Origin of the sequence: Peribacillus sp. NPDC097225 (assembly GCF_044761955.1) — a bacterium.
Lineage (GTDB): Bacteria > Bacillota > Bacilli > Bacillales > DSM-1321 > Peribacillus.
Genome location: NZ_JBIWDJ010000004.1, coordinates 421403 through 434204, shown reverse-complemented (window position 1 = coordinate 434204; position 12802 = coordinate 421403). Strand labels below are relative to the sequence as shown.

General features: G+C 40.0%; 11 protein-coding genes. 10 read left to right on the top strand and 1 reads right to left on the bottom strand.

What is annotated here, in order from left to right; translation table 11 throughout:
• The first annotated feature begins 162 nt into the window (after window positions 1-162).
• From ACIQXH_RS14815 to rlmN, 4 genes are all read left to right on the top strand, one after another.
• A complete protein-coding gene (locus tag ACIQXH_RS14815) occupies window positions 163-1371 on the top strand; it encodes a S1C family serine protease (RefSeq protein WP_403124247.1) in 1209 nt (402 codons plus the stop codon).
• 169 nt (window positions 1372-1540) lie between these two features.
• Window positions 1541-1702, top strand: a complete 162-nt coding sequence (locus tag ACIQXH_RS14810) for a CxxH/CxxC protein (RefSeq protein ID WP_402869992.1) — start codon at window positions 1541-1543, stop codon at window positions 1700-1702.
• Between the two features lie 322 nt (window positions 1703-2024).
• Entirely contained in the window at window positions 2025-2504 is a 480-nt protein-coding gene (gene rlmH, locus ACIQXH_RS14805; protein ID WP_402955073.1) for a 23S rRNA (pseudouridine(1915)-N(3))-methyltransferase RlmH, read from the top strand.
• Window positions 2505-2581: 77 nt separating this feature from the next.
• A complete protein-coding gene (gene rlmN / locus ACIQXH_RS14800) occupies window positions 2582-3649 on the top strand; it encodes a dual-specificity RNA methyltransferase RlmN (RefSeq protein ID WP_402955070.1) in 1068 nt (355 codons plus the stop codon).
• A gap of 138 nt (window positions 3650-3787) precedes the next feature.
• Here rlmN and ACIQXH_RS14795 read toward each other — a convergent pair whose 3' ends face one another.
• A complete protein-coding gene (locus tag ACIQXH_RS14795) occupies window positions 3788-4120 on the bottom strand; it encodes a heme oxygenase (RefSeq protein WP_402869999.1) in 333 nt (110 codons plus the stop codon).
• Between the two features lie 333 nt (window positions 4121-4453).
• Here ACIQXH_RS14795 and ACIQXH_RS14790 point away from each other — a divergent pair, with 333 nt between their 5' ends.
• From ACIQXH_RS14790 to ACIQXH_RS14765, 6 genes are all read left to right on the top strand, one after another.
• The gene (locus ACIQXH_RS14790) at window positions 4454-5902 is read left to right on the top strand and encodes a DEAD/DEAH box helicase (protein WP_403124244.1); all 1449 of its coding nucleotides are present in this window, start codon (window positions 4454-4456) and stop codon (window positions 5900-5902) included.
• Between the two features lie 605 nt (window positions 5903-6507).
• Window positions 6508-7578 carry a DUF5105 domain-containing protein gene (locus ACIQXH_RS14785; RefSeq protein WP_402955062.1) on the top strand — a complete coding sequence of 357 codons (1071 nt, stop codon included), beginning with the start codon at window positions 6508-6510 and terminating at the stop codon, window positions 7576-7578.
• Window positions 7579-7592: 14 nt separating this feature from the next.
• Complete coding sequence (locus tag ACIQXH_RS14780; RefSeq protein WP_403124241.1) at window positions 7593-8729, top strand: TcaA second domain-containing protein; 1137 nt, start codon at window positions 7593-7595, stop codon at window positions 8727-8729.
• 434 nt (window positions 8730-9163) lie between these two features.
• Window positions 9164-9805 carry a phosphate starvation-inducible protein PhoH gene (locus tag ACIQXH_RS14775; protein WP_403124239.1) on the top strand — a complete coding sequence of 214 codons (642 nt, stop codon included), beginning with the start codon at window positions 9164-9166 and terminating at the stop codon, window positions 9803-9805.
• Window positions 9802-10410: a hypothetical protein gene (locus tag ACIQXH_RS14770; protein ID WP_402955053.1), complete on the top strand. Its 609-nt coding sequence runs from the start codon at window positions 9802-9804 to the stop codon at window positions 10408-10410. The genes ACIQXH_RS14775 and ACIQXH_RS14770 overlap by 4 nt, the downstream gene beginning before the upstream one ends.
• A gap of 272 nt (window positions 10411-10682) precedes the next feature.
• A complete protein-coding gene (locus ACIQXH_RS14765; protein WP_403124236.1) occupies window positions 10683-12746 on the top strand; it encodes a catalase in 2064 nt (687 codons plus the stop codon).
• The last annotated feature ends 56 nt before the right edge of the window (window positions 12747-12802 follow it).

Below are 12802 nucleotides of genomic sequence, written 5' to 3'. Positions count from 1 at the left end.
AGTACTGAATGAATAGAAAAATGATGATAAAAAAAGAGGCAGTAAGCTAAATATGGCATACATTTTTTTAGATATTTCTTGTTAATTGAGTATAATTAAGGGTGGATATCAAACACTAGTAATTGCTATAATTCATTCCTAAAAAGAGAGGATGGAGCGGTCTTGGAGAACGAAGAGAACCAAAATAAACAGAAAAAAGGAAGCCGTACAGGTTATTTTCTATCAGGCTTAGGAGGCGCCATCATTGGGGCTCTGCTGATTTTATTAGCATTCCCGGGCGGTGGGGTATTAAATGATGAAACAAACCCAAACCAGACGGAAAAATCAACGGATGGTGAAGAGGCCAAGCCAATTCAGCGGAAAGTTTCCGTAGAGGTCACAAGTGCTGTTACGGGTGCGGTTGATAAGGCAAGCGATGCAGTTGTTGGCATCTCCAATATTCAGGAAACTTCCTTCTGGGGCGGAAAAGGAAACGAAAGCAGTTCAGCCGAAGCGGGTACTGGATCTGGAGTCGTATATAAAAAGGATGGTGGCAAAGCCTATATTGTCACGAACAATCATGTTATCGAGAATGCTAATGAGTTAGAGGTCACGTTAAGTGATGGAACCAAGCTACCTGCCGAGCTACAAGGAAGTGACCCTTGGACGGATTTAGCTGTCGTGGTAGTGGAAGCGGATAAAGTTAAGACGGTAGCAGAGTTTGGCACAACCGAAAAATTAAAGCCAGGTGAACCCGTCATAGCGATCGGTAACCCATTAGGACTTCAATTCTCTGGATCCGTTACACAAGGAATCATCTCAGGAGTAGAGCGTACCATTGAAGTGGATATCGATGAGGACGGACAGGTAGACTGGAATGCAGAAGTTATCCAAACCGATGCGGCGATTAACCCAGGAAATAGTGGCGGGGCCCTCGTAAACATGTCCGGTCAGGTCATTGGGATCAATTCCATGAAGATTGCGGAAAATGCTGTAGAAGGCATTGGTCTATCCATCCCGATTGATTCAGCGATTCCTATTATCAGTGATATTGAGAAATATGGTGAAGTGAAACGTGCCTACTTAGGTGTCAATCTGGCATCAGTTGAGGAAATTTCACAGTATCATCAGCAGAATACATTAAAATTGCCAAACAAAGTAACCTCTGGTGTGGCTGTGACTGGCGTTCAAAGTAACTCACCAGCGGCAAAAGCAGGCCTAGAGGAATTTGATGTAATTGTTGGTATGGATAATGAAAAAATTCATGATATCGTTGAATTAAGGAAGTACCTGTACAATGAAAAGAAAATTGGTGACACTGTAAAAATCACTTATTACCGAGACGGAAAAAAGGAAACCGCAGAAATTAAGCTTTCAAGTGGAGAAATCTAAAAGCAATAAAGCAGGGGAGTTTTGCTTTCCCTGTTTTTTTGCTTGTGTTTTTATTATCGTTTGATACCATTACTTGTGGATATTTTGCCGAATATGATGAATACTAAATGAATTGTGGATAAGTGGCATCAATAGATTGGCCAATAAAAAATGAAAAGGAGAATGAGGAATGAACCTATATTGTTGTCAGGAACACGTTGATATGGCGCTCGATGAAGTTGTATATGAGTGTGAAACGTATCCGTTATTAACGCTGGTTTCAGAAGAAAATAAGTTATCAACAACCTGTGAATATTGTCGAAACGTGGCAATATATCTAGTAGGGAACTAATATTCCCATACAAGATGTGGATAGAAATTGTGGATATGTGGATAAGTTTTGTGGATAACCTGTTCGTAACCTATTTGGAAAGACTAAAATACTGGAAAAAGTCATAATGAAAAACCACCGGCACTTTCTTTTAGAAGGGCTGGTTTTTTGTTATTTAGGAAGCAAATATAGTCCAATATTCTTTATAGGGAAGTCTCTTAAATCTTAACTTTTGGATTTGGAAAGGATTTGCTTGTTTTGTTTATGGGTCTCTCTAAGGTATGATAATAGGAGGTACTTCCAACAATTGAACTAAAAACATATGGAAAGTCAGAGGATATATATGAAGATAACGATCATTACGGTTGGCAAGCTCAAAGAAAAATACTTAAAGCAAGGAATGGCCGAATATACAAAACGGCTAGGAGCCTATGCTAATATAGATTTTATAGAAGTGCCTGATGAAAAGGCACCAGAAAACTTGAGTGCAGCGGATATGGATATCGTCAAGCAAAGAGAAGGTGAACGGATCTTGGCGAAAATCAGCCAGGATACTTATGTGATTACGCTTGAAATCAATGGGAAGCAGCTCACTTCTGAGCAACTTGCGACCCATATTGACCAACTTGCCACTTATGGAAAAAGCAAACTTGCCTTTATTATTGGTGGTTCACTGGGGCTTAGTGCCGATGTGATTTCTAGAAGCGATTACGCCCTTTCTTTTTCTAAAATGACCTTTCCGCATCAACTCATGAAGTTAGTTTTGTTGGAACAGATCTATCGGGCGTTTCGGATAAATAGAAATGAGCCATACCATAAATAATCACCCAATCGATGATGGGTGGTAGCGTTAGCTAGGTAAAGAATTTAATCTTAACGTTATGAAAAGAGGGTAACCATATGAATAAAGAGTCCATTTATGGATTAACATTTGAACAATTGACAGCTTGGCTTTTGGAGCATGGGCATAAAAAATTCCGGGCAACCCAAGTCTGGGAATGGCTTTATCGGACGCGCGTTACGGATTTCTCTGAAATGACAGATGTTAATAAAGAGTGCATTCAACTGCTGGAAGAAAACTTTGTCATCCAGACTTTGACTGAACATGTTAAACAGGAGTCGGCGGATGGGACAATCAAGTTTCTATTCAAATTACTGGATGGTAACCTGATTGAAACGGTCATGATGCGCCATAAGTATGGGATATCCGTTTGTGTCACGACCCAAGTAGGCTGTAATATAGGCTGTAGTTTTTGCGCTAGCGGTTTATTAGCGAAGAGCCGTGACTTAACTGCTGGAGAAATAGTGGAACAGATCATGAATGTTCAACTCCATCTTGATCAGTTGGGACAAGGGGATATCGTCAGTCATGTAGTCGTAATGGGGATTGGCGAGCCTTTTGATAATTTCGATAATATGATCGACTTTTTGAAGGTCATCATGGACCATAAAGGGTTGGCTATTGCAGCAAGACGCATTACTGTTTCCACGAGTGGGCTGGCTAATAAAATCTATGAATTCACCGATACTCAATTACAGGTTAATTTGGCCATTTCTTTACATGCCCCGAATAATGAACTAAGAACGAGAATCATGAAAATAAATCGTGGCATTCCAATCGAAAAATTAATGAAGTCATTGGATTATTACTTGGAAAAAACGAATCGTAGAATTACGATTGAGTATATCCTATTGAGGGACGTCAACGATCATCGAGAAGAAGCCGAACAACTTGCCGAATTGCTTGATGACAAGAAACATCGTTTATATGTAAACTTGATTCCATATAACCCTGTAGATGAACACAGTCAATATCAAAGAAGCGAGAAGGAGTCAGTGCTCGCATTTTATGATACGCTGAAAAAACGAGGCGTGAATTGTAAAATCCGTCAGGAACATGGTACGGATATAGATGCTGCCTGTGGTCAGTTAAGAAGTAAACAAATCAAAAAAGCAGAGGCCAACTGAGAAAGGCCCCATGTATAGAAAAAACAGTATGTTTTTACACACATACTGTTTTTTTATGCTGAAAGATGAACGGCCATGCTTCTAAAAACAAGAAAAATGGGGCTGTAAGGATACAGCCTCATTTAAATGAGAAGTTGATTATTTAGCGATTTCTTTTACAGAAGCGATTTCATATGTGACAATTTCGCTACCAATAATTGGTGATTCTTTTTTAGCTTCATCTGAAGAAGGTTCTGGACGTTTATGTGCAGCTTTAAACGCGTCACTGTTTCTCCATGCAGTAAAGCTGTCCATGTTTTCCCAGTACATATTCACGTTTAGTTCGTCGTAGTCCGTTAAGTTTTGTGTTAACAATACTTCAACTTTAACGAAGCCTTCTGTCGTATCTAGAGGGCCTGGTGCCGTAAAGCCTGGTGCCATTACTGCTCCCATTCCTTTTTTTACTTTGATTTTATTTGCTACGATTATCATCATTAATCTCTCCTTTTAAGGTTATTTAACTGATTCATTACATACATATTTTAGCACATTATTAAGCTTATAATCCATTTTGATTAATCAATAACTGTTGATAGTGAATTCTATACTGGATTTGCTGTTTTGAGTATATATCGAACCATCTTATTATTTGTCTTTCAAAAAGTATTATACCCGGATGGCATGAAGGGAAGTCTTTGAAGCAGGAATTGGTTTAGGAATTATAAGGTTTATTGATGCATATCGCGTATAATAGAATTTAGTATAAGGAAATAACAATTACGGAAACAATAAAGCAAGATACTAAACAATAAAAGAGGCTGTTATATGACGGAAATTAAGTTTATTGATTATAAATTAAGTGATGAAATCGTTCGGGCGTTGGAAAGCCTAGGCTATCAGCATCCAACGGAAGTGCAACGTGAAGTGATTCCTGTTGCTTTGCAAAAAAGGGACCTGGTCGTGAAGTCGCAAACGGGAAGCGGAAAAACGGCTGCATTCGGCATACCGCTCTGTGATATGGTCGATTGGCAGGAGAATAAGCCACAGGCGCTCATTTTAACACCAACGCGAGAGCTTGCCGTACAGATTAAGGAGGACATTACGAATATTGGTCGATTTAAACGGATTAAAGCAACTGCGGTATATGGGAAGTCTCCCTTTGCCCAGCAAAAAGCGGAGTTGAAGCAAAAGAGCCACGTGGTTGTGGGTACGCCTGGACGTGTCCTTGATCATATTGAAAGAGGTACATTCGCTTTAGACCGATTAACCCATTTGGTAATCGATGAAGCCGATGAAATGTTAAATATGGGATTCATCGAGCAAGTGGAAGCCATCATTAAAGTACTGCCGCAGGATCGTGTGACGATGCTGTTTTCCGCTACTTTACCAGATAGCATTAAAAAACTGTGCCATAAATATATGAAGGAACCTTTGGATATTGAAATAAAGGCAACCGGCTTAACGACTGAAAAAATCGAACATGCTGTTATTGAAGTCAAGGAAGATGAAAAGTTTACCCTGCTTAGAGATGTTACGATTGTCGAAAATCCAGATAGCTGCATCATTTTCTGTCGCACAAAAGACAAGGTCGACCAAGTATGTGAGCAGTTAGTGGAATTAGAGTATCCATGCGATATGATTCATGGAGGGATGCTTCAGGAGGACCGCCTGGCAGTGATGGACGAGTTCAGAAGAGGTGAATTCCGCTATCTAGTCGCGACCGATGTAGCGGCACGTGGAATTGATATTGATAATATCACCCATGTCATCAATTATGACCTACCACTTGAAAAGGAAAGCTATGTCCATCGTACAGGTAGAACAGGACGTGCGGGTAAACAGGGGAAGGCAATCACATTTGTGACTCCATTCGAAGGTAAGTTCCTCACCGAGATTCAAAGCTATATCGGATTTACGATCCCTACCATGCCGGCTCCATCAAAAGAATATGTCTTGGACATGAAGAATGATTTTGAAGCGAAGCTAAAGACACGGCCAAAAATTAAAAAAAGTAAAAGTGAACAGCTTAACAGACAAATTATGAAGCTGTATTTTAATGGTGGCAAGAAAAAGAAAATCAGGGCCGTAGATTTCGTGGGTACCATTGCAAAAATAGAAGGAGTAAAGGCAGAGGACATCGGCATTATAACCATTCAGGATAATGTTTCCTATGTAGAGATATTGAATGGAAAAGGTCCGCTGGTCTTGAAAGTGATGAAGAATACGAAAGTCAAAGGCAAGGTTTTGAAGGTTTCAGAGGCAAATAAACGATAAATGGCAGGAAGAACCGGAAAAGACGTACATATATCTTTTCCGATTCTTGTAAGGCCAGGTTCGCTCTAATACTAGTGAAACAACGGAAACATTCACCTTTCTACAGTGCCACATCAGAAGCTACCCGGAGACTTCACTGGACATCCTATCCTTGGTTTTCCCGGCGAAAAACATGTGCGAAGATAGAAAGAACCTTATTACCGTGAGTTACATAGTGTTAGCAATTGATATAAAGGTCGTCCTAAGGGATGATCTTTTTTTGTGTGCAGTTTTAATTTATGGGTAAAAATCGTAGCGGTCTTTCTGGTTTAATAGGGGAATGGTTAAAATGGCTCATGAAAGTAAAGAAGTGGATATGACCTATATACTTTATGCCTGTTCAACTATAAAAATTATACCAAAATATTCATAAAATAGGTTGTTTTTGGGTTTGTGGTAGGCCGATTAGAGGTAAATAAAGATAAGTGGAAAAAGAATCCAATACATACTAGTCTAAAATCATTGATCTGCATTAACTAATAGTTCTCGGTATTCTTTTTCCCTATCCAAAGATCTCGCTGGAAATCAGTGTGCGGTCTTTTACTTATTTATAGGGGGGAATTTTGATGGTGTCTAAGTTAAGGGGTATTTCGCTATTGTTTATTTGTATGCTGTTGTTATCTGCATGCAGCAGTTCTAGTGGATCTTCGGAAAAAAAGAGCGATAGCAAGAGTAAGAATAAGGATTTAGAGGTATCCATTGAGGATGCATCTTTTGTGCTACTTGGAAAAGATGATGGTGTGGCTGAAGAAGGTACAGAAAAAGGAGTCCTGGCGGTTAAATTTAAGTTGAGTAATAAATCAAAGGATGGCATTCGACTCTCAACAAGAGATGGATTTAAGTTATACGATGGCGATGAAGAGACAAATGCCATTTCAGATGCATATAACACCAACGTAGGGATTGAGTTTGAGTCTAGTGGCGATTTGGGTGCCGGCAAAACGAAAACGACCACAGGCTTTTTTGAAGTAGAAAAAGATAAAGAGTATGAAATAGGGATAAAAGCGGCTTCAGAAGACTATGAAAAGAAAATTGAAGAAGTGATCATTAAGGTGAATACGGCAGATTATGCTGAAAGTTTTGATGCCCTTCAAGACCCGGCGAAAGCGTTAGCTGCTTATATTGATTCGATATACCTGGATAAGGACAATAGTGATTATGAAAAATTAGTATCTGCTGACAAAGCGGTTATACAGGAAGAAGCGAAAAAGGTATTCAAAGAGAAAATAAAAAGGTACTTTGTGGGGAAATTGACTGATGAAGAAGTAGATAAACTTTATGCTGCTTATAAATCGGCTCAGTCACAAAAGGCCGAGTTTAAAACGGTCACATCTGCCAAGGCAAATGGAAAAGCCGTGGTGCTAATTGAATTCTCAACGGTTTCATTGCGAAACATATATGAAGACCTTTCAGAATACCAATATGAATATAGAGAAAAAACGAAAAAATACGATGAAAAAGGTACCAAAAAGTATTTAATATCTAAATTCGATAAAATCATAAATAACCAAGAAGTAGAAGAAGGCGAAGATTTAAAGATTCATATGATAGAAGAGGATGGAAAGTGGAACGTTAATTCATCACAAGATGGTCAAGAAAGATTAACGAATATTTTTGCTGCAGGATCAAAATATTAAAGGAGCAGTGAGATATGTCGAAAAAAGCTTGGATTATAAGTGGGGTCTCCGCTGTTGCCTTAATTGCCGTGATCTTGGTCACCATGCTTTTCGTTCAACAAAACAATAAACCCAAAAAAGTAGTGGCATCCTTTACAGAAGCAGTTGAAAAGAAAGATACGGACCAACTTAAGGAGTTACTCGATCCTGATAAAAAGGGAACGGTGGTAAATAATGCATCCATTAAGGCATTTGCTACGTACTTAAACAAAAATGACTCGAGTTTTGATGCCATCAAGGACGGATTGGATGAACAAGTAGAAGATAAGGATTTTTCGGCAACCAACCAGCAAGTCAGCTTGGTGGAGTCGGGGAAAAAATGGGGCATTTTCAAGGAATACAAAATGAGAGTCAAAACCGGATTCATTAAAGTGACGGGACAAAATGATGAAGATCAACTATCCCTTTCTGTAGATGACTTGAAGGAATCCGTAAAAGAGAGTAAGAAGGGCACGTATGGTCCATTTTTGCCTGGGACGTATAACACGGTCACTACAGTAAAGAACAAACTGGGTACTTTCATGAAAAAGGATAAGATAGATGTCTGGGGTGGATCTAAGGAAGTCACGCTTGTAGTGGATCCTGATTCCTTGGCTAGAAATGATAAAGATGTACAAAAATCGGTCATGTCCGCTGTCGATGTTTTCAATCATGACTGGGCCGTATTTGAAACCAGCAGTTTTGATACCAAGAAGCTTACCAATGTTTCGGATGACATTAAAGATGATACCTCCATTGTTGCGGAAAACTTTGAACAGGTCAAAAATTATGTCGATGAAGTACATTCACAATATTTAGGGGCCGTCATTAATCTGGATGATTTGGATATCAGTTACTTTGATAATCAGTGGAGAGCGGAAGCGGTAGCTGTAGTGTCCTATCACAGCAAAATGAAACTCAAAAACAAAAAGAAAATGGATGACCTTTCTTATAAAGCGGTGCGTGACTTTTCCATGATTTATAATGCCGATAAGAAGAAATGGATTATTGAAGAAATTAAGGAGTATGAGGCTGACGGAACGGAAGAGGATTGGGAGAATAAAAAGGAAATGAAAATTAAAGATCCAAAACTGCTCAAATGGAATCGCAAAGACAGTAGCAAGGGCTTGTAAGAGTGTGCAAAGCGGGAATAAAGAAAAAGGGTTTCTTCCATGGGGAGAAATCCTTTTTCTTTGGTTCCAAAGGAAATGGCTTTATAGAATTAAGATCCTTTCTTGCTAAAGTCACAAATTTTATTATTCAAAAAATAAATAAATCGATTCTAGAATATAATAATCGACATGAAACCTTTATAATTGGAGGTTTTTTATAAAAGGAAAAAATACTTCCATTGATAATGATTATCAATGATGATAAATTTAAAGTACGATTACTGTATAGTCCGTATCATGCTTATAGGGAAGTCCTTTTAGTCCCTTCTTTGGCGGATAGGGTTTTCCAGTAAAGTACAGGGGAACATCCCAATCTTGTACCCCTTAACGATCTATTCACACAAAGTCTCACAACAGCATTGTTAGAGTTAGAGCAACACGAAGGAGGAAAAAAAGTGAATAAGAATAGAACGGACTTTCTGATGCTTGACACAGGAAGTTACTTTGGAAAGGCAAGGGTGAATGACCCGCAATATCAGGATGACTTTACCTTTGTTGATACATATGAACTGCCCAATATAGACTTAAAACCTTATAAATGCTTGGTCGTTCAAGGGTTAATCGATCAGAAATTCTTATTTAGACATAAAGAAGTCATTCGTGAGTTTTTGGATGATAAGAAGATTGTCGTTTTTAGTGGGAATTTGTTTTTGGACTGGTTACCTGGAGGTTCTTCCTTCATCCCTAAAACCATTCTTAGTTACAAGGATTATGAGGTTTCAATCGATCATCGCCATCCAATCTTTGACGGGGTAGAGGAAGATGATATGACTTATAATAAAGGAGTTTCGGGATTTTTCGCAAGGGGGCACCATCCAATTCCCGAAGGAGCGGAAGTTCTGTTGACCTTACCTGGCGGAGAACCTATCACGTATATTGACAGGAATAGTACAAAGGGCACTATTTTAGTTCATGCAGGTAGTGACCTTTTTGGTGCGATGAATGCGAGTGGAACGAAAAAGCGCATTGGTCCACAACTCATACAATGGGTACGGGATGAGTATTCAACGCTTCAGGAGAGAGGTGAAATGGGATGAGAAAAATTGCAGTCATCGATGGAGGCAGTTCGCAACATAATCGGACATATACCGAACCGAAATACAGCAAATACATTGAGAAACTTATTTATCTTCCCGATTTAGAAAAAACGTCTATAGATGAATTTGATGTAATCCTTCTTCCTTCCCAGCTGCATATGGGCCTACTCATGAAATCCATGAAGAAAATTATGGATTTCGCTGATAAGGGAGGGATCATCGTTTCCTTTGGACCACAGTTAAATGAATGGCTACCAGGCCATAATTGGGAATTCAGAGAAACGAACTTTTGGTGGTGGCTTGATAAGGATGCCAAAAGTGGTTTAGTGTTGCAACGTCCCGATCATGATTTATTCAGTCGCTATCTTACACTTGCCGATGCGACATGGCATCAACACGGGGTGTATTGGCCTCCGGCAGGGACAGATATCCTGGTTTCAACAGAAGATGGCGGAGCTGTCCTATACATCGACAAGGTTAGTACAAAAGGTACTTGGGTAATCATGACACTAGACCCCGACTATCATTACGGCTCATACTTCATGCCTGCGACCGAGAAATTCCTAGATGGATTTTTCCCTTGGCTTGCGGAAGGCGAAGTGTAAGAAGCAAAAAGTTATCATGAGTAATGGCTATGGAGAACAGCATCTCCGTAGCCATTTTTTTATAAAAAACATGGAAGGAGTAGCGGATACATCTCTAGGTCGTCATTTGTCTTAAGCTTTTAAAGAACTCTTGTCCTATAACTTTTGTGATTCCTGTTTATCGATGAAATTAGGGTGGTATTAAAGAATAAGATACTTATTTAGCATACATACATCATGAAATGGACTATACATCGACTTTTATCGACAAGGTACTGGAGGGAAAGACAAGGATGAAAAAAGATAATGAACAAAGCAAGAACCAACAGTTGGAACAATATAGAGTGGATGATAACGGGAAAAAGATGACAACCAATCAAGGTTTGCGGGTTTCCGAAGATGAGCATTCTTTGAAGGCGGGTGACCGTGGTCCGACGTTGATGGAGGACTTTCATTTCCGTGAAAAAATGACTCATTTTGACCATGAGCGTATTCCTGAGCGAATTGTACATGCACGTGGATCAGGCGCACATGGTTATTTCCAGGTGTATGAGTCAATGAAGGAATTTACAAAGGCAAAATTTCTACAAGACCCTTCTGTTAAGACACCAGTATTCGTACGTTACTCGACTGTAGCGGGGTCCCGTGGTTCAGCCGATTCCGTCCGGGATGTCCGTGGATTTTCAACGAAGTTCTACACCGAAGAGGGGAACTATGACTTGGTAGGGAATAATATCCCGGTATTTTTCATACAGGATGCGATTAAATTCCCCGATTTGATCCATGCTGTTAAACCAGAACCCCATAATGAAATACCTCAAGCTGCAAGCGCCCATGATACATTTTGGGATTTTGTTGCGAACAATGAAGAGACAGCCCATATGGTCATGTGGCATTTGTCGGATAGAGCCATTCCTAGAAGCTTTCGCATGATGGAAGGCTTCGGTGTTCACACCTTCCGTTTTGTGAATGAAGAAGGCGTTTCTCATTTCGTCAAGTTCCATTGGAAGCCAGTGCTTGGTGTGAAATCCCTTGTCTGGGATGAGGCACAGAAAATTGCCGGGAAAAATTCAGATTTCCATCGACAAGACCTGTGGGAAGCTATTGAAATGGGGAATTATCCTGAGTTTGAATTTGGCGTGCAAATGATTAAGGAAGAAGACGAGTTCAACTTCGACTTCGATATCCTGGATCCTACGAAACTATGGCCAGAAGAACAGATACCAGTGAAAATTATCGGGAAAATGGTATTGAATCAGAATACGGATAACTTCTTCGCCGAGACGGAGCAAATCGCTTTCCATCCTGGGCATGTCGTACCGGGCATTGATTTCTCCAATGATCCGTTACTTCAAGGACGACTATTCTCGTATACAGATACCCAGCTTTCACGTTTGGGTGGTCCGAATTTCCATGAGATTCCGATTAACCGCTCAGTAGCACCGGTTAACAATAATCAACGTGATGGCATGCATCGCATGGCTATCAACCAAGGACAAGTCAGCTACCATAAAAATGGACTTGCCAATAACTCTCCTGAACCGGCTTCAGAAGCTGAAGGTGGATATGCTCATTATCAAGAAAAAGTCGATGGCCGGAAAGTTCGTCAGCGCAGTGAAAGCTTTAAAGACCACTACAGCCAGGCAAAACTATTCTGGAATAGCATGACGGACGTGGAAAAAGAACATATAATCGAAGCTTTCCATTTTGAAGTGGGTAAAGTGAAAAGTAAAGATCTCCAACAACAAATTGTTGAGATGTTCAGCAATGTGGACTTGAAATTGGCTGAAAAAATTGCGCAAGGAGTCGGTGTAAACCCTCCTACCAATAAAAATGAATCAGAAGTGGAATTGACTTCACCGGCTTTAAGTCAGGAGCAAAATAAGATCATTACGCCTGCAACGCGTAAAGTGGCTGTATTGGCTGCCGATGGATTTAAGGGCTCTGAAATGGACCAAGTCATGGACGCATTTAAAACAGCTGGAATCATGGCTGAAATCATCAGTACGAATCGCGGAATGATTACGAGTGAAGAAGGGCAACAACTAGAGGTGAGTCAAAGCTTCCTGACTGCAGACTCGGTTTTATATGATGCCGTTTATGTGGCGGGTGGCAAGAAAAGCATGGAGCAATTGAAAGCTGTAAAAGATGCCATCTATTTTGTTGACGAAGCTTATAACCATTTCAAAGCGATTGGGGCAGGGACAGAAGCAGCCGATATTCTGATCCAGGCAGGAATACCAGTAGGTGATCCTATTGCAGGAGTTGTCACGATTACTGCAGATGCAGAGGGTAAATCCGCTGCTAGTTTCATTGAGGCTATTGCCCAACATCGACATTGGTCACGTGCACTATAAGAATACTCCACATGCAAAAGCCCAGACTGTATAGAGTCTGGGCTTTTCGCGTGTGG